General features: G+C 40.5%; 16 protein-coding genes, 1 tRNA gene and 1 rRNA gene (1 of these 18 cut by a window edge). 12 read left to right on the forward strand and 6 right to left on the reverse strand.

Annotated features, from left to right (window positions below):
* Positions 1-111, reverse strand: a 16S ribosomal RNA gene (locus KAN5_RS11835); it reaches 1,429 nt to the left of the window's first position.
* Between the two features lie 667 nt (positions 112-778).
* Between KAN5_RS11835 and KAN5_RS11840 the strand changes: the two genes are divergently transcribed.
* The 9 genes from KAN5_RS11840 to KAN5_RS11880 all read left to right on the forward strand — a co-directional run bounded on the left by KAN5_RS11840 (position 779) and on the right by KAN5_RS11880 (position 9,122).
* The gene (locus KAN5_RS11840) at positions 779-1,618 is read left to right on the forward strand and encodes a metalloregulator ArsR/SmtB family transcription factor (RefSeq protein WP_244389767.1); all 840 of its coding nucleotides are present in this window, start codon (positions 779-781) and stop codon (positions 1,616-1,618) included.
* A gap of 14 nt (positions 1,619-1,632) precedes the next feature.
* Entirely contained in the window at positions 1,633-2,649 is a 1,017-nt protein-coding gene (gene arsB / locus KAN5_RS11845) for an ACR3 family arsenite efflux transporter (RefSeq protein WP_244389768.1), read from the forward strand.
* Between the two features lie 20 nt (positions 2,650-2,669).
* Positions 2,670-3,161 carry a dual specificity protein phosphatase family protein gene (locus tag KAN5_RS11850; RefSeq protein WP_244389769.1) on the forward strand — a complete coding sequence of 164 codons (492 nt, stop codon included), beginning with the start codon at positions 2,670-2,672 and terminating at the stop codon, positions 3,159-3,161.
* Between the two features lie 20 nt (positions 3,162-3,181).
* Entirely contained in the window at positions 3,182-4,192 is a 1,011-nt protein-coding gene (locus tag KAN5_RS11855; RefSeq protein WP_244389770.1) for an ArsJ-associated glyceraldehyde-3-phosphate dehydrogenase, read from the forward strand.
* A gap of 6 nt (positions 4,193-4,198) precedes the next feature.
* Entirely contained in the window at positions 4,199-5,422 is a 1,224-nt protein-coding gene (arsJ, locus tag KAN5_RS11860) for an organoarsenical effux MFS transporter ArsJ (RefSeq protein ID WP_016710032.1), read from the forward strand.
* Between the two features lie 126 nt (positions 5,423-5,548).
* A complete protein-coding gene (locus tag KAN5_RS11865) occupies positions 5,549-5,974 on the forward strand; it encodes a hypothetical protein (RefSeq protein WP_016710033.1) in 426 nt (141 codons plus the stop codon).
* A 253-nt stretch (positions 5,975-6,227) separates the two neighbouring features.
* Complete coding sequence (locus KAN5_RS11870) at positions 6,228-6,485, forward strand: type II toxin-antitoxin system ParD family antitoxin (protein ID WP_016710034.1); 258 nt, start codon at positions 6,228-6,230, stop codon at positions 6,483-6,485.
* Positions 6,486-7,383: 898 nt separating this feature from the next.
* Positions 7,384-8,163, forward strand: a complete 780-nt coding sequence (locus KAN5_RS11875) for a hypothetical protein (protein WP_244389771.1) — start codon at positions 7,384-7,386, stop codon at positions 8,161-8,163.
* A 44-nt stretch (positions 8,164-8,207) separates the two neighbouring features.
* Positions 8,208-9,122 (forward strand): DEAD/DEAH box helicase family protein, encoded by a 915-nt coding sequence (locus KAN5_RS11880; protein ID WP_244390949.1) that lies wholly within the window; start codon positions 8,208-8,210, stop codon positions 9,120-9,122.
* Positions 9,123-9,324: 202 nt separating this feature from the next.
* On the opposite strand, the gene KAN5_RS11885 is transcribed toward KAN5_RS11880, so the two are convergent.
* Both KAN5_RS11885 and KAN5_RS11890 read right to left on the reverse strand, forming a co-directional pair.
* Positions 9,325-9,401 (reverse strand) — tRNA-Ile (locus KAN5_RS11885).
* Positions 9,402-9,661: 260 nt separating this feature from the next.
* Positions 9,662-10,846: an NAD(P)/FAD-dependent oxidoreductase gene (locus KAN5_RS11890; protein ID WP_244389772.1), complete on the reverse strand. Its 1,185-nt coding sequence runs from the start codon at positions 10,844-10,846 to the stop codon at positions 9,662-9,664.
* Positions 10,847-11,172: 326 nt separating this feature from the next.
* Between KAN5_RS11890 and KAN5_RS11895 the strand changes: the two genes are divergently transcribed.
* Positions 11,173-13,296: a S8 family peptidase gene (locus KAN5_RS11895; RefSeq protein ID WP_244389773.1), complete on the forward strand. Its 2,124-nt coding sequence runs from the start codon at positions 11,173-11,175 to the stop codon at positions 13,294-13,296.
* Between the two features lie 96 nt (positions 13,297-13,392).
* Here the strand turns inward: KAN5_RS11895 and KAN5_RS11900 are convergent, their stop codons facing one another.
* Positions 13,393-13,866, reverse strand: a complete 474-nt coding sequence (locus tag KAN5_RS11900) for a peroxiredoxin (protein WP_244389774.1) — start codon at positions 13,864-13,866, stop codon at positions 13,393-13,395.
* A 96-nt stretch (positions 13,867-13,962) separates the two neighbouring features.
* On the opposite strand from KAN5_RS11900, the gene KAN5_RS11905 reads away from it, so the two are divergent.
* Together KAN5_RS11905 and KAN5_RS11910 are read left to right on the forward strand one after the other, a co-directional pair.
* Positions 13,963-14,613 (forward strand): sigma factor, encoded by a 651-nt coding sequence (locus KAN5_RS11905; protein ID WP_244389775.1) that lies wholly within the window; start codon positions 13,963-13,965, stop codon positions 14,611-14,613.
* Positions 14,597-14,980, forward strand: a complete 384-nt coding sequence (locus tag KAN5_RS11910) for a VOC family protein (protein WP_244389776.1) — start codon at positions 14,597-14,599, stop codon at positions 14,978-14,980. The genes KAN5_RS11905 and KAN5_RS11910 overlap by 17 nt, the downstream gene beginning before the upstream one ends.
* 82 nt (positions 14,981-15,062) lie before the next feature.
* Here the strand turns inward: KAN5_RS11910 and KAN5_RS11915 are convergent, their stop codons facing one another.
* Positions 15,063-16,988, reverse strand: coding sequence for a methyl-accepting chemotaxis protein (locus KAN5_RS11915; RefSeq protein ID WP_016710082.1), 1,926 nt, complete (start codon positions 16,986-16,988; stop codon positions 15,063-15,065).
* 120 nt (positions 16,989-17,108) lie between these two features.
* A complete protein-coding gene (locus KAN5_RS11920; protein WP_244389777.1) occupies positions 17,109-17,864 on the reverse strand; it encodes a class I SAM-dependent methyltransferase in 756 nt (251 codons plus the stop codon).
* Between the last annotated feature and the right edge of the window lie 14 nt (positions 17,865-17,878).

A 17,878-nucleotide genomic window follows, 5' to 3' on the forward strand; every position in this document is an offset into this window, starting at 1 on the left:
CCCGTCCGCCGCTCGTCATCTTCTAGCAAGCTAGAAATGTTACCGCTCGACTTGCATGTGTTAGGCCTGCCGCCAGCGTTCAATCTGAGCCATGATCAAACTCTTCAATTAAAAGTTTTTATGTTCCGTAGAACAGCTCAATGAATTCTGAATTTATTTAATATCTTTCGATATTGAATTGACTGTGCTGCAATAAATAAATTTATTGCTGTTGGTCACTCAGTTTCAATTGAGACTCTAAATTTGTTTGCGTCATCTAGTGAACTAGAATCTGCTGTTAGAACTCAATCTGTACGAGTGCCCACACAGATGATTGCTTTATATTGTTAAAGAACGTTGCGATTAAAGCACTTGGCTTTATCTCGCTAGGGCTGCGCATGTTACGCTTTCCTATTTTTTTTGTCAACACTTAATTTTAAACTTTATTAAAAATCTAAACTCAAGTTTTACTCGACTTACTAAGTGACTTACTTGGCTCGCTATGCGTTGCCTGCTCTGCCGTCTCAGTGGGGTCGCATTATAGGGCGCCGCGAATTTTACGCAAGCGTTTTTTAACGTTTTTTATGATTTATTGGTGTTTGGTTTAATTTTCAAACGAACAGCTTAAAAACAAACCTAAACTCATCTGTAAATAACGAATAAAAGTAATTTAACACTAACTTTGGATAAAAATACGTCATATAGAACTGCAGTAGTTAAAATTAAAATAGACATCGCACTTGAATATATACAAAAACGAATATACACTTTATTGTATATTCTATGTAAGGTGTGATTTATGAATAATCAAACTTCAACTAAGCGTTCAGTTTTATTTTTATGTACTGGTAATTCTGCCCGCTCACAAATGGCTGAGGCATTGCTACGCCATAAAGCAGGTGATCGATTTGAAATTTCGAGTGCAGGTACGTCACCTGAAGAAATAGATTCACGCACTTTAGACGCACTTAAAAAATTTGGTTTAACCATTGATGAATTAAAATCTCAAAGCATTGAGGAATTCTCAGGACAAGAGTTCGACTTTGTAATTACCCTGTGTGATAAAGCAAATCAAGAATGCCGAAACTTCCCCGGCGCTAAAGCACAACTTGCTTGGGATTTTCCAGATCCAAAAGAGCGCACCTGCAATAATCCATTTGCTACCACATTAAGTGAACTGAATAATCGTCTATCGATGTTTATACTTTTAGAGTCAAAAAACCAACCTAGCAATAAAACACAACCTACCCTACGTATTGATGAGCAAATATCAGCGCTTGATAATATATCGATTGATCCAATCTCATTTTATAAATGTCTCACCGATGACATTCGTTTAAAAACACTAATGCTAACTAATTATCATGGTGAGCTATGTGTTTGCGAAATCATGGAGGCCTTACAAGAAGACAGCCAACCAAAAGTCTCTCGTAACTTAGCTGTTCTAAAACGAGCTAATATTATTACTGACAGAAAACATGGCCAATGGGTGTTTTATAAAATAAATCCAGAATTACCTCTTTGGATAAAAAAAGTGATCAGCGAAACCACCGAAAATAACCTTCCGCTGATAGCTAAAAATTTAGAAAATCTTACTAACATGTGTAACCGCCCAAGCAAAACTGACTTTTGTCGGTAATAGAGGAGAATAAAATGGGAATTTTCGAACGTTATTTATCTCTATGGGTTGGCTTAGCCATTATTACCGGTGTTTTACTTGGTCAATGGCAACCTGATGTATTTCAAATGATTGCTGATTTTGAGATTGCTCATGTAAATATTGCCGTCGCTGTTTTTATTTGGGTGATGATCTTCCCTATGATGGCGCAAATCGATTTTTCATCGATTAAAGATGTCGGTAAAAACCCTAAAGGGCTAATACTGACACTAATAATAAACTGGTTAATTAAACCGTTCACTATGGCAGCGCTTGGTTGGTTATTCTTTAACTTTATATTTGCAGATTTAGTCGACCCGCAATCTGCACAAGAGTATATAGCCGGTATGATCTTACTAGGCGTTGCCCCTTGTACTGCGATGGTGTTTGTTTGGTCACAACTCACTAAAGGTGATGCTAATTACACACTAATCCAAGTATCTGTGAACGATGTGATCATGATTTTTGCCTTTGCCCCGATTTCAGCATTGTTATTAGGCGTAAGCGATATTCAAGTACCATGGGAAACATTACTGATCTCAGTAGTTTTATATGTATTACTACCTTTAACTGCAGGCGTATTAACCCGTAGAGCACTGAATAAAAGTAAAGATGAGCAAGCACTTGAACACTTTTTAGCAAAGCTAAAACCATGGTCTATGGTGGGTTTAATCGCAACGGTGGTTTTACTGTTTGGTTTTCAAGCTAATACAATTAGCTCTGAACCGCAGACTATTGTATTTATTGCTATTCCTCTGATCATTCAAACCTACGGCATTTTTATCATTGCTTACGCTGCCGCTATTTGGATGAAGCTACCACAAAAAATAGCAGCGCCGTCATGCCTAATCGGTACTTCAAACTTTTTTGAACTTGCTGTCGCGGTCGCTATTTCATTATTTGGTTTACATTCTGGCGCTGCACTTGCCACTGTTGTAGGTGTATTAGTAGAAGTCCCCGTGATGCTATCGTTAGTTGCCATCATTAATCGCACCCAACATTGGTTTAAATAATTATAGAAAAGGATTTAACAATGCCACTTCACCCATTTGATTCGTTAAATTTAGAAAATGGCGCAAAACTTATTTTTACGCCTTGCCCTGGAAGCAAAGAAGCATCTTTAGAAGAGTCTGTACTAACTCTAAAACAAGCCGGCACCAGCATGCTACTTACGCTTATGTATGATCATGAAATTGCTAAAAATGATATACAACGGTTACCAAACCTATGCGCAGAGCATGATATTACTTGGTTGCAGCTACCAATATTAGATGATGGGGCACCCTCTCAGGAGTTTGAAGCACAGTGGGCGTTACATAAAGATGCGATCATAAACGCTATCAATAACCAACAGACGATTGCCGTTCATTGTAAAGGTGGTACAGGCAGAACTGGCTTAGTGATTGCGCTTATTTTACTTACTCATGGTTGGCCTAGCGACAAAATCATGCAGCAAGTACAACACATAAGACCTAAAGCACTGAAGAATACACTTCAACTTAATTATTTTAATTCGCAGTTATAACGAGTATTAAGGAATAAACAATGACAATTAAAGTAGGTATTAATGGTTTTGGCCGTATGGGCCGCTTATCAATGCGTGCAGCATTTGATTGGGATGATGTAGAAATCGTTCATATTAATGACCCTGCAGGTAACGCTGAAACATTTGCCCATTTAATGACATTTGACTCAGTACACGGAAAATGGCATCACGAAGCAAGCCATACTGATAATGCAATTGTAATCAATGGTAAAGAAATCAGCTTTAGCCAAAACACAAAAACGCAAGAGACTGACTGGTCAAAATGTGACGTAGTAATTGAAGCCTCTGGTAAAATAAAAACCAAAGCATTGTTACAAGCTTACCTTGATCAAGGCGTAAAACGCGTTGTGGTAACAGCTCCGGTAAAAGAAGAGGGTATTTTAAATATTGTTATGGGTGTCAACGATCACCTTTATAATAAAGATGCTCACCCTATTGTTACTGCTGCTTCATGTACAACCAACTGCTTGGCACCTGTCGTTAAAGTGATTCATGAAAAAATCGGTATCAAACATGGTTCAATCACGACCATTCACGATATCACTAATACCCAAACAATTATTGATGCCCCCCATAAAGACTTACGTCGTGCCCGTTCATGTGGCACAAGTTTAATTCCAACCACCACAGGATCGGCGACCGCTATTACGCATATTTTCCCTGAATTAAAAGGGAAATTAAACGGCCACGCTATTCGTGTTCCTTTAACAAATGCCTCTATTACTGACTGTGTATTTGAGCTTGAACGCGGCACAACGATTGATGAAGTAAATAAACTGCTAAAAGACGCTGCTGCTAACGAACTTAAAGACATTATGGGTTATGAAGAACGACCGCTTGTATCTATCGATTACAAAACCGATCCTCGTTCAAGTGTTATTGATGCCCTTTCAACTATGGTGATCAACGACACTCAAGTAAAACTCTACGTGTGGTATGACAATGAGTGGGGCTATGCGAACCGAACTGCAGAGCTTATGCGCAAAGTTGGCCTAGCCGATAAAGGATAATTAACCGTGGATCGATTAAAAGCACTGCCGCCACAGATAAAACAATACTTAATAATTACCGGTAATTATTGGGCGTTTACCTTAACTGACGGTGCCCTGCGTATGCTTGTGGTACTGTATTTTCATCAACTTGGTTACAGCCCTTTAAGTATTGCCATGTTGTTTTTGTTTTATGAAATCTTTGGTGTGATCACTAACTTAGTGGGCGGATGGCTAGGTGCTCGATTCGGTCTCAATAAAACCATGAACATTGGCTTGGGCTTACAAATAGTTTCTTTAGCTATGCTCATGGTGCCTGTAGATGCACTCACTGTTATTTATGTTATGGCTGCACAAGCGTTATCGGGAATAGCCAAAGATCTCAATAAAATGAGTGCAAAAAGTGCCATTAAGCTTTTAGTACCAAAAGATGCACAAGGCCAACTCTATAAGTGGGTGGCTATATTAACCGGCTCTAAAAATGCACTCAAAGGGGTTGGCTTCTTTTTAGGTGGCTTATTACTCACCTTGCTAGACTTCCACGGTGCGATACTAAGCATGATTTGCATGCTAACAGCTGTATGGCTATTTAGTATCTTTGCTTTAAAACAAGACTTAGGTAAAGCCAAGCACAAAGCCAAATTTAGTGAGCTATTCTCAAAGAGTAAAGCCATTAATGTGCTCTCCGCCGCACGGATGTTTTTATTTGGTGCTAGAGATGTATGGTTTGTTGTTGCCTTACCCGTATTTTTAGCAGCAACCTTTGGCTGGGATCATTGGTGGGTTGGTGGCTTTATGGCAAGCTGGGTGATTGGCTATGGCATAGTGCAATCTTTTGCCCCCTCTTTTACCGGTAAAAAGTCAGGGCAAGTTCCAAGCGGCCGCAGCGCATTTTTATGGGCTAGTTACCTAACGGCAATACCAGTACTGATTGCTTTAGCACTACATTATGATTTTTATATTCAGGCATCGATTATTGGTGGCTTACTTATATTTGGCGCTGTATTTGCTATTAATTCGTCATTACATAGCTATTTAATCGTCAGCCTAGCCGACAGTGATGGCGTATCGTTAGATGTTGGCTTTTATTATATGGCTAACGCCATGGGCCGATTAATTGGCACCGTGTTATCTGGTTGGGTATATCAGCAATACGGACTTGAAGCATGCTTATGGATTTCAAGCGCATTTATAGCCTTCGCCGCCCTACTGTCATTGGCATTACCACAAAAAACCACCGTACCTGCGTAATCCCCCCTCCCCTGCATAGTACGCTAGCTATGCAGGGCTTATGCCTCTTGAGCCCAAATGTGGAACAATTAATGCATCGCTTTTGACAATAAAAGCATGTCAATTTTTAGTCGCACGGGACGCATAATGAACTTAACCAACATACCTACATCACTACTTACTGATCCAAATTTTTTAAAGCACACCCAAACAGGCACCCAACAAACAACGGGCCAAGCCGAAGAGACCGGCTCAAACACAAACAAAATTAAAAGTACTGATGAAAAATCCCGCCCAGATGAAGTGACCCCTGATGAAGCGGCAGACACCACTCAACAGCAGATGATAAAAAATATTAAAGAGCTACAACAGAAGTTGCGCGCACTTGAAGCAGACAACAGCCTCACAAAAGCAGATCAACAAACACAAATTTCTGAATTACAGCAAGAGTTAGATGAAGAACTAGTTGCAATACAATTAAGCGTTAAAAAGAATGTGTCAACGTTGATGGGAAGTTTATTTTCGTCAGCAGGGAATACTAACTCTGGTTTATTGTTTAAGTACAACGCTTAGACTTAATTAAATAGAGGGAAAGTTTGAAAAGTGGCACCCCTCGTAAACTTAAATTGGGGGTTCTAATGATTATGAAGCCCCAATAGCAAGCTTGTAACCCCTTTAATGTTACGGTCGTTTATCGATATTGTTACCATCTATAAATCGTATGATGTAACTCAAATTGATTTTTACCAGTTCTGAACTAAACTTCATTATGGTAGGATTAAGTAGGATTATATCCTTACAAAGTTTCTTTCATTGGAGGTAAATTATGGCAATGGTCAAGAAAAGTATCACAGTAACTGATCAGCAAGAACAATGGATGCAAGCTCAACTTGCAACTGGTCATTATGCTAGTGACAGCGAGTTATTGCGAGATTTAATTAGAAAAGAGCAAATGCGAACTAGCGAAGTTGAAGTTATTAGACAAGAACTTATCAAAGCAGAGAAAAGCGGTTTTAGCTCTCGTTCTCCTGAGGATATTGTTAATGCGGTGATTGCTAGAAAGCAAACTAATGACGAAATTTAGATTAAGTACAGCTGCCGTTCAGGACTTCGAGCAGCTATTTGATATGGTATAGACAGCTTTGGTTTAGTTCAGGCTGAATCATACATTGATGGGTTGATTATACAGTTTCAAAGCATTGCAGAAAACCCATTGCATTATCAGACAGTTGACCATATTCGTAAAGGATATAGACGCAGTGTCTACGGAACTCATGCTATTTACTACGTCGTTTCTAATGACTGTGTTGATATTATGCGAATACTAAGATCAGAAAACCTTAAAACTGCTTTTGAGTAATGACTGTGTCTAGCTCGTTATCTGATAGGCTTTTAGATATTGATAATCGACTTCAGCGACTCGCTGAAGAAAAGAGTCATTATTAAATGAACGTAATAATATTCTTGCACAGCAAGAAGTCGAGCTAGCCAAACACTTTAACCAACACGTTTCACCTGAAGCTAAAGTCAATTTATTCATCTCTTATTTTAAAGGTCGCAATGACGTTTACCCGTTTCGTTGGCAATCGAAAAATGGGCGAAGTGGTTATTCGCCTGCATGTTGGAATGAATGGAAACCTAAAATCTGTAATAAACCAAAGATTAGTTGCACTGAATGTTCAAATCAACACTTTAAGCATTATGATGGTCAGGCAATATTTGATCACCTTAAAGGCAATCAAACGATTGGGATTTACCCACTTCTAGAGAACAATAGAACTCACATTCTTGCCACTGATTTCGATAAAGAAGATTGGATTCACTGCGTTAAAGCTTTTGCTGAAGCCTGTGATTTTTATAAAGTACCACACATTATAGAACGCTCTAGAAGCGGTAACGGTGGACATGTATGGATTTTCTTTTCGCAAGCTGTTGAAGCGACCAAAGCTAGAAAGTTAGGTAATGGTTTATTAACCAAAGCCATGGAAATGTATCCAGCGCTCTCATTTACTTGTTTCGATCGCCTATTTCCGAATCAAGATGTAATGCCGGAAGGTGGTTTTGGTAATTTGATTGCATTACCACTTCAACTAGAACCAAGAAAGCAAGGTAATAGTGTATTTATAGATTCGTCAGGAGTACCTTTTAAAGACCAATGGGCCAAGCTTGCTTCTATTCAAAAAATTGATACTACGACACTTGATAGCTTACTTGGCAAAATAACACTAATAGATAACAAAACTAATGATGACTTGGCAAATACGCCTTGGAAGAAGCTATCCACTATTGAGAATGATGTGATAGCCCATTGCCCTGAAGAAGTAACCTTGGTTATTGCAGATCAAATTTATATTCCAATCGATAAGCTTCCTGGCAAATTAACATCAAGGCTTAAGCAATTAGCTGTGTTTTCTAACCCTGAGTTTTACAAAAGGCAAAGTCTTCGATTATCTACGATTGGAGTCCCTAGATACATTTGTGCCGCTCGTGTTGAGGGTAATTTCTTAATTATACCGCGTGGCTGCCTATCATCTGTAAAAGAAAAATTAACCGAGCAAAAAATTAAAGTGAATTTCGATGATAAGCGTTTTTCAGGTGACAAGCTTGCTAAGGTTAAATTTACAGGAAAATTGAAAAGTCAGCAGAATAAAGCGGTTAATGCATTATTAGATTCATCGGTTGGGATACTAGAAGCTTCTACTGGCTTTGGTAAAACAGTTACTGCATTAGCACTGATTGCTAAGCGCAAGGTGAACCACTGATATTAGTTCACAGTCGGCAACTTGCAGAGCAGTGGCTGGAACGTATTAATGTTTTTCTCAAAGACACCGAAGTTGGTTCATTACTTGGTGGTAAAGAAAAACTGTCGTATCAAGTTGATGTAGCAACATATCAAAGTTTAGTGGGCCGAAATGGCATGGATATTAAGCCATACATTGAAAAGTATGGCCAGGTTATTGTTGATGAATGCCACCATTTACCTGCTTCAAACTATGAAAGCCTGATTAAGTCCAGCCATGCCAAATTCATTCATGGATTTACCGCAACACCAAAACGCCAAGATGGTTTAGAAAAACTGATGATGCTACAACTAGGAGATATTGTTTATAAAGGCGTTAAATCAGGTTCACTGCTTAATCAGCAAGTTAAAGCACATGAAACCAATACAGCGTTTCCGAATGAGTGGTTAGATCCTGATACAAAGCCCCATATCGCACAAATTTATAAGCACCTAGTTAACAGTGATGACAGGAACCAAAAGATTGTCGATGATATTGTCTGTTGTATCGATGAAAAACGTGCAGTGATGGTGTTAACCGAGAGAAAAGAACACATCGAGCTTCTATCAGCTTTACTCACACAAAAAAACCTAATGGTTGTAGAACTGCATGGTGGAATATCAACGAAGCAGCGCCAAGAACGCATTGCTTTACTCGAAGAAAACAAAGATTTAAGTAACGCTAAACAGGTTATACTTGCAACGGGTAAATACGTTGGAGAAGGATTTGATTTACCTTATTTAGATACGTTGTTCATCACCTTACCTATAGCGTGGAAGGGCATATTAGCTCAATATGCAGGTCGAATCGGGCGAGAGTGGAGTAACAAAAACTCGGTGCTGATTTATGATTACATTGATACTTTCCCAACACTTAAGCGAATGTTTTCAAAACGAGAAAAGGGATACAGAGCGCTGGGTTATGAAATCACTTATCGCTAACCAATATACTTGAGTATTTTTCCCAATAGCTCGATTTCAGATATTTCATTACTATGGTCGTTCCCCAATCAAAAGCGCCTACTTTTTAAAATGAAATTTAGGGAAGTTATAGGTAGTCCAAGATAACCATGCTTGAGATTGGCGACTTATCTAGTAAAACAGGAAGTAGTGAGTTTCCATCTAGCCACATATTGAGTGGAGATGGTGGCCCCTCCCAGACTTGAACTGGGGACCTAACGATTATGAGTCGTGTGCTCTAACCAACTGAGCTAAGGGGCCATTTTGTATTAGCATGTGTTTTGAACAAGGCTAAATTTTTGAAGCGTTTAACCACCACAGCGATTAAAGCGGGTTGCAGTATAAAAAGTTTTTACTGGCTTGTCACTAGCAAAAACCTTTATTTTAACAATCAACAAGCTAACTGCTTAAATAGTAATCGTAAACGCTCTCTATTCATGGTTAAAGCCATTTCCTACGAACGCTTGTATCACGTAAGAAGGGGCTTTTATCGCGAAGCTTTTTACTGTAAATCGAGTAAATTAACAATACTGCCCCGCTGCGAAGCCGCAGCTCCACGCGTACTGAAAATTGTACCCTCCTAACCAACCTGTTACGTCGGTTACTTCACCAATAAAGTACAGGCCTTGGGATTTTTTTGCTTCAAATGTTTTTGAGCTGAGTTCGTCGGTGTCTACCCCGCCAAGTGTAACCTCGGCGGTGCGATAACCTTCTGTGCCATTTGGTTTAATTTGCCAGTTATGAATGTAATTAGCTAGCTCGTCAATTTGACTATGGGTAAGCTGGTTTACATTGCAGTCTGGGATGGCTTTGCTCTCGTGTAGTATTTCAATAAAGCGTTTAGGTAAAATAGTGGCAAGGCTATTTTTTAATGATTTTTGCGCTTGAGTTTCTCGCCATGTGGCTAATTGCGCTTTTAAATCAAGTTCTGGTAACAGGTTAATAGTCACCGCCTGCCCTGCTCGCCAAAATGAACTGATCTGTAAAATAGCGGGGCCTGATAAACCACGGTGAGTAAACAAGATATTTTCTTTAAAGCGGGTGCCGTCTTCACTGCTGACAATGCATGGAATACTAATACCTGATAGCCCTTCAAAGCGGTCTTTGTCATGTTGATGCAAAGTAAAAGGCACCAGTGCTGCCATGGTCGGTAATACTTTTAAGCCAAATTGCTCTGCAATTTTATAGCCTATTGGTGTTGCGCCGAGTTTTGGCATAGTTAAACCACCCGCTGCAACTACGAGGGATTCACAACAGAATGCCCCTTGCTCGGTGCTCACAAGGTAACCTGTATCCATTTTTTCAACACGCAACACCTCATTACGCAGCGCAATGTTAACGCCGGCCCATTCGCATTCAGTAAGTAAAATATCAACAATATCTTGCGCGCTGTTGTCGCAAAATAATTGCCCGAGGGTTTTATGGTGATATGCCAAACCGTGTCTGTCCACCAGCTCAATAAAATCATGCTGGGTATAACGGCTCAAACAAGATTTAACAAAATGTGGATTACCACATAAGTAGTTTTCTGGGCTGGCATTTTCGTTAGTAAAATTACAACGCCCGCCGCCACTAATAAGAATTTTACGACCTGGCTTTTTGCCCATATCAAGCACTGTAACACTGCGGCCACGGTAACCTGCTTGCGCTGCACACATTAAACCTGCGGCACCGGCACCGATCACTATTACATCTACTTGGGTCATTTGTTCGTCTCATTAGAAAATTTTTGCAATTGTAGCAAATTTAAAAGTACAAACTGAGCGGTATTTCACTATTTAATTATTAACAATAAAGTGTGGAAAAATAAATACACCTTCTATCACCTTACAAATAAATTAATACTTTATAACCAATAAACCTGCATTATAAAAACCATAAATGCGTATTTAGCCATATAAACATCCTGATATAACTAAAATAGAGACAGTAATAGTAAAACGTTATTTTAACTATTTTAACAGATCATTTACCTTTGTTCCCCTTCTCGATAATCAATCGCGAAGCAAACCATAACAATCTAGGGATCATTATGACAACAACAAAATTTAAAAAATGTGCGATAGCACTAACATTAGGCACGCTGTTTGGTGCCACTACGAGTATGGCAAATCCAAGCCAAGCGTTTATGCCATCAATGGCTGAAACGGCAGCAAAACTGCAAGGCCAAGACCCACTAGGTACTCGCTTTATTATCAAATATAAAAATAATAGCAGCGAAATGGCAACGCTTTCGGCAGCAGAGACTAGCCCACTAATGATGAACAAAAAAGCACAGGGCTTTGTGAAAAACTTTACCAGTAAAAAAGGTAAAGTGAAGGCACAATACGTTCGTGCCATGGCTTTAAGCAACCACCATGTAATGCGTGCAGATAAAAAATTAAGCCCAGATGAAGCGCAAGAATATATGCAGGAAGTCATTGCATCTGGCAATGTTGAATACATTGAAATTGACCAAATGTTAAAGCCATTCGCCACCCCAAATGATCCTATGTATGCGGATCAATGGCATTACTATGAGCAAGCTGGCGGTTTAAACCTGCCAACAGCATGGGATACTGCTACTGGTAGCGGTGTAACCGTTGCGGTGCTCGATACGGGTTACCGTCCACATATTGATCTTAACGCCAATATTTTACCAGGCTACGATATGATCTCTGACACCTTTGTTGCTAATGATGGTGGCGCACGCGATAGTGATGCTCGCGATCCAGGTGATGCGATCAGTGCTAACGAATGTGGTTATACTCATGGCGCACAAAGCTCTAGCTGGCACGGCACTCACGTGGCAGGTACAGTTGCTGCAGTAACAAATAATGGCGAAGGTGTTGCGGGTGTTGCTTACGATGCGAAAGTAGTACCAGTGCGGGTACTTGGTAAATGCGGTGGTTTAACATCAGATATTGCTGACGGGATTATTTGGGCATCAGGCGGCTCTGTATCTGGTGTACCTGCAAATGCGAACCCTGCTGATGTTATCAACATGAGTTTAGGCGGTAGCGGTTCGTGTAGCTCAACCACGCAATCTGCTATTAACCAAGCGCGTAATAACGGCACAGTGATTGTAATTGCCGCAGGTAACGATAACGACAACGCTAACAACTACAACCCTGGTAACTGTAGTGGCGTAGTCAATGTTGCTTCGGTTGGTCGTAATGGCGGTCGTGCTTATTATTCTAACTATGGAACATCTATCGATGTTGCAGCACCGGGTGGCGCACAAAGCTTTGCGAATGACTCGGAGGGTGTGCTTTCAACTCATAACTCAGGCTCATCAAGCCCTTCAAGTGATAGCTACCACTACTCACAAGGCACATCAATGGCAGCGCCGCACGTTGCAGGTGTTGCTGCATTAATTAAACAGGCTAAGCCAAATGCAACGCCTGACGAAATTGAGAGCATTTTAAAATCAACCACACGTTCGTTTGCCGCATCATGTAATAACTGTGGTACTGGTATTGTTGATGCCGCCGCCGCTGTTGCTGCTGCTGGAGGAACAACACCGCCACCACCAACAGGTAATGAATTAGTTGATGGCCAAGCACTAACCAACCTAAGTGGTAGTGCAAGCAGTACTACATTCTATACGATGACCGTACCAAGTGGCGCTGCAAATGTTACTTTCACTATGAGTGGCGGTAGTGGCGATGCAGATATGTATGTACGTGCAGGCAGCGCACCAACAACATCAACCTATGATTGTCGCCCATATAAAAATGGCAATAACGAAGAGTGCTCTATCGATAACCCAACAGCAGGAACATATCATGTCATGCTCAATGGTTACTCAGCTTACGCAAATGTGAGTTTAGTCGGTAATTTAACAACCTCTGGTGGTACAGGTAACCCACAAGCAGGTGGTGGCACGGTTGAAAACGTATCTGCAAGTGCCGGTCAGTGGAAACACTACACTTTAGATGTCCCAGCAGGTATGGCAAGCTTTACCGTTACGACCTCTGGTGGCTCGGGTGATGCTGATTTATTCGTTAAATTTGGCAGTCAACCAACCAGCTCTAGCTATGATTGCCGCCCATATAAAAATGGTAACGCTGAAACATGTACATTCAGTAATCCACAAGCGGGCACTTGGCATCTGAGTGTAAATGCATATAAAACCTTTGCCGGTTTAACGCTTGACGCGCAATACCAACCTTAAGAACTAAAAACGCGAGTGTCTGTATAACTGGCACTCGCGCTTTGGTAAACCAGTTTCCCCTGGTGATTTTTAGCCGAGCTTTGCTCGGCTTTTTTATTACAGCTTTTCTAACACGGCTTCTGCACGGCTGACTACAAATTCTTTGTCTTTTTCAACAAACAAACCAGTAACAGTTTGATCTTCAACAATCATCGCATAACGGGTTGAACGAACACCACCAAAACCAGCAGTGTCTTTGTCTAAACCAAGTGCTTTGGTAAAACTTGCATCACCATCTGCTAGCATTTGAATATGCTCGGCATTGTGTGCTTCACCCCACGCCTTCATAACAAATGCATCGTTCACTGATACGCAGTAAATAGCGTCGACACCTTTCGCTTTTATTTTATCTGCAAGCGTAATAAATTCAGGCAAATGTGCATTTGAACAGGTTGGTGTAAATGCCCCTGGAACGGCAAATAGCACCACTTTTTTAGCAGCGAATAAGTCGTCATTAGTCAGTGTTTGCATGCCGTCTTCGGCTAATTGTGTAAGACTAATTGCTGGTAATACTTGGCCTTGTGAAATCATAATAATTCTTCGAAAGTGAATATGAGTTAGCAGTATAATAGAGTAAGGTTAAAGTTAAAGGCGAAACAATAAAAATATCACTATCGGTACACTGCTATGAAAAAAAGTAATTACTACACAAACCTGCTTCACTATGCGTATAAAGTTACTTTGCATAAAGAAGAAGCTGAGGACTTACTACAAACTGCGCTCCTTGCAGCAATTGAAGCTAAGCGTTCAGATTTAAGCTGTGTTAATAACCGTCGATGGATAATTGGTGTACTTCGAAATCAGTCAGCTTTTAATGCTCGCTCTGCCGCAAGGCGAAAAACACGTGAAGCTTCTGTCGCCTATTTACGTAATATGCAAACACAGAGTGAAGTATCACCCCACCATTTTGTTGATACATTACCACCAAGCCTTAAAACAACTGCACTTTTAGCCTTAACTGGGCATACCAAAAAAGAAATATCTTGGCTACTGCGAGCATCAGACACGGCGCTACGACAACGCATTGTGCAAATCAAGCGCCGCTGGCGACTATATGATGGAAGAGATGTCTTTGAACTTAAAGGTTTAACTGATGAGCTGCCGTTTGGACAGATACGAAAAGCATTACTAAAAGCTCCTTGTCGTAATGATGACACTGTAGCCAGTCACGACCCAGATGGACATCTTTTTATGGTGACCTCACAAAACCCACTGTCACGGCAACATAGGGTGAAATCAATCAAAAAAGAGGAAAATGTTCATGTTAAGCAACAGTAAGATTGGCGCAATTTGTTATTACATCAGCGATCTTGATAAAACAGAGGCTTTTTACCGTGATACGCTTGGAATAGATATTCAAAGGATGGAAGACGAAGGTGAAGGTTGGCTACTAGCTAAAACAGTAAATGCGGTGGAATTGCTCTTTTTTAAGCAAGAGTCACGTCCCGGAAACTCACCGATTATTGTTTTCGAACTCGCTGATGGGGGGATCGACGATGTAATCGAGGCTCTTGCTGAAAAAGGTACGACCATTGTTACACCAGTCAGTCATGCTCCAGGTGGCTGGTCAGCCGAAATTGCTGACCCTGACAATCATCAAATTTCAATGTATCAATCCGATGAAGTTCCACGCAGCAGAAAGTGACTGCAGCAACACTAACTCTGTATAAGCCAAGTTAAATGTAAGCTAAAACACATTCGCCTATAACGTGTTTTAGCTTTATCCACTACAATCCCAAACTACTACGAATGGTGTGCATTTGCTGCTGTAAACGTTGGTGAATATCAGCCACTAGTAGGCTTGACTCACTCACTTGGCCTTTCATGCTTTGCATTGACTGGCTAAAATTATCCAACAATGCATTTTGTTGTTTTGCTAACTCCATTGCTTCAAACGCGACTTTATTAGCGTCTTGGGCGTTATCGGCGACCCCTTCTGAATTACGTTTTAGTTCTTGCGCATTCTTAGTCTGTAATTGAGCGTCATCGGCCAGTGCTGATATTTGCGTTGATACCATGGTTGAATTTTCACTCAAGAGGTTTAGCTGGCTATTAATATCACTCAGTGAACCTTGGGTTTGACGAGCCAACTTACGTACTTCATCCGCTACCACAGCAAAACCACGGCCATGCTCTCCAGCACGAGCAGATTCAATTGCCGCATTGAGCGCCAATAAATTGGTTTGATCAGCAATATTGCGGATCATCTCAATAACTTGTCCAACATCTTGTACGCCGCTGAGTAGTTCTTGTAGGCTATGTAAACCTTGATCGACACGTTGTTGCGTATTCGAACTAGCACTTAACATATTCTGTGCAAAGCCTAAGCTTTGCTCCATTGCTGAAAAGGTGTGCTTCGCGTTATCTGCTACTTTGCCGTTTATATCATTAACTTGTTCACCAATATGTTGAATATCCGTTAGTAACCCTTGGTTTTGCTCCACTTGATGGTGACTAGCATCAGTTTGCTCACTTATTGTTTGTAAGTGCTCGCTCATCTCTTGCATAAAGTCATTAATCACCTTTAGCATTTGTGCCCGCTCATCTGCCTCGAGGCGCTGGCGCTCAATTAACTGATTGAAGTAATGAGCAATTTCACCCACTTCCGTTTTTGGGTTTTTACTTTCTATATTTTTTAACTCATTACTTTCAATTAAAAATGCAAACCCATCCCGTAACTGGCGAAGTGGTGCTAATACTTGATTTCGCTGTACAAAATAAACCCCAATAGCTAATACCACTAACATGCTAATAGCAATACAAAACACCACTAGCACTTGCTGTTTTAACGTACCTTGTTGAATTTTAAGTTGTTGCTCGGCGTTAATAACCGTCTCAGAAAGCGTGCTAATTTGTTTGCGCATGGCTTGCATACCAATTTGACGTTGCTGAGCTTGTGCAATGGTATTTTCTAAATCACGTGGATAACGGTTTGGCCAACTGCTTAGTTCGGCTTTAATTTCGTCAGCTAAATCTTCGGCTTCTTCATCAAAAAATAAACTATCTTCTTCAACTTCACTCATCACGCCTAAGTTTTCAAGCTCATCTATCTGCTGCGCTAATCGATTTAAGTTAGTAATACTTTGCTGCAAATTAGCTTGCGTATCTTGATCAAAGCTCAGCAATAATTGATATGTAAATAACGACAAGTTAGTCACTTCACGATAGTAATCACTAGCAAGCTGATAATAATCAAGCGCATGTATATTTTGTTGCGCAGCTTTATTGGCATAACCAATTAAAGAAGACGCGGAGCCCGCCATTTGCCTAAGCGCGTTATCCAGTAATGCAGTTTCATTACCGGAAAGTTTACCCAACGCACGATATTTACCGTTTATTTCCGTATCTAGCTGGGTTAATTGCGTATCCAACTGCTGCTTTAAATCACTAGGTAAAATAGCCAGCTGAGTGCTTTTTACTTGGCTAATTAAATCTGACGCTTGCCCTAAATACAGACTATCGCCCTGAGCTAAATAATCTTCAAGTAAGCCTTTTAAATCGACGAGTATTTTATTTTTTAATTGATTATAAGAATGGTCTTGCTGTTCAAGTTTAACTAATGTTTGACTTGCCCAGAACAGAGTGCCGCCTAATAGCAGGCTGGCTAATGCCAACAATATAGCTAATAGCCGAGTAAATGATGACACGCGCATGAAATTCAATTCCTCTAAATAACTGCGCGTACACTATTAACTATTTATGACAATTTAATGAAAAGCCGCATTAAACACTGATGGTTAATGAGATTAAATTTAAAATATACGAATAAAGGACTACACCATTGCCGCTTTTACGTATACATCGAATCTGTTTTTCTTGGTTTTGATTTGCATGCTTGGAGTTTTATTATTTAAAAACGGTGCGTAGTCGGGGCGCTTAACAACAACTCGTTTACTGGCAAGTGGATAGGCAAATTCAAGTAAATCATCGGCATCGTTATCTGCGCCGACTAAATCCTGGAACACCCGCATTTCTTTTTTAACCAGTGCTGATTTTTCACGATGGGGGAACATAGGGTCAAGGTAAACCACATCTGGCATACTCTCACATTGTGCAAGTAAGGTATGACTAGAGCCAAATACTAAGCTCATGTTTTGCTTCATCCACGAGCCAATTTCAATATCGTTATAAGCACGTTGTAAGCCATCATAAAGCAATGCGGCAACAACAGGATGGCGTTCATGTAAAATCACCTTACAACCCAGTGATGCCAAAACAAAGCCATCACGGCCAAGGCCAGCTGTGGCATCGAGCACAACCGGCGTTGCGCCTTTATTTAAACCTACCGCTTTGGCGATAGATTGCCCTTTACCGCCCCCAAATTTACGACGATGAGCAACAGCCCCCGTCACAAAATCAACACTGATAGCGCCAAGCTTTGGTTCATCGGTTTTACGCAGGCTGAGCCCTTGATCATCATAATGTAATGAAAAGCCAGCCGTGTTTGCCGCCCATTCAGCCAGCCCAAAACGCTGCTCGATTTCATTGAGATAAGGACGTACTTCTTTAAAAGGACACTGTATAACCAAAATAAACTCCGACC

The organism is Pseudoalteromonas sp. KAN5, from assembly GCF_022846535.1.
Classification (GTDB): Bacteria; Pseudomonadota; Gammaproteobacteria; order Enterobacterales; family Alteromonadaceae; genus Pseudoalteromonas; species Pseudoalteromonas haloplanktis.

Coding starts and splice junctions, on each gene's coding strand:
- KAN5_RS11840 (WP_244389767.1), top strand. CDS start 779: ATGAATAATCAAACTTCAACTAAGCGTTCAGTTTTATTTTTATGTACT.
- arsB (WP_244389768.1), top strand. CDS start 1,633: ATGGGAATTTTCGAACGTTATTTATCTCTATGGGTTGGCTTAGCCATT.
- KAN5_RS11850 (WP_244389769.1), top strand. CDS start 2,670: ATGCCACTTCACCCATTTGATTCGTTAAATTTAGAAAATGGCGCAAAA.
- KAN5_RS11855 (WP_244389770.1), top strand. CDS start 3,182: ATGACAATTAAAGTAGGTATTAATGGTTTTGGCCGTATGGGCCGCTTA.
- KAN5_RS11865 (WP_016710033.1), top strand. CDS start 5,549: ATGAACTTAACCAACATACCTACATCACTACTTACTGATCCAAATTTT.
- KAN5_RS11870 (WP_016710034.1), top strand. CDS start 6,228: ATGGCAATGGTCAAGAAAAGTATCACAGTAACTGATCAGCAAGAACAA.
- KAN5_RS11875 (WP_244389771.1), top strand. CDS start 7,384: ATGGAAATGTATCCAGCGCTCTCATTTACTTGTTTCGATCGCCTATTT.
- KAN5_RS11890 (WP_244389772.1), bottom strand. CDS start 10,846: ATGACCCAAGTAGATGTAATAGTGATCGGTGCCGGTGCCGCAGGTTTA.
- KAN5_RS11895 (WP_244389773.1), top strand. CDS start 11,173: ATGACAACAACAAAATTTAAAAAATGTGCGATAGCACTAACATTAGGC.
- KAN5_RS11900 (WP_244389774.1), bottom strand. CDS start 13,866: ATGATTTCACAAGGCCAAGTATTACCAGCAATTAGTCTTACACAATTA.
- KAN5_RS11905 (WP_244389775.1), top strand. CDS start 13,963: ATGAAAAAAAGTAATTACTACACAAACCTGCTTCACTATGCGTATAAA.
- KAN5_RS11910 (WP_244389776.1), top strand. CDS start 14,597: ATGTTAAGCAACAGTAAGATTGGCGCAATTTGTTATTACATCAGCGAT.
- KAN5_RS11915 (WP_016710082.1), bottom strand. CDS start 16,988: ATGCGCGTGTCATCATTTACTCGGCTATTAGCTATATTGTTGGCATTA.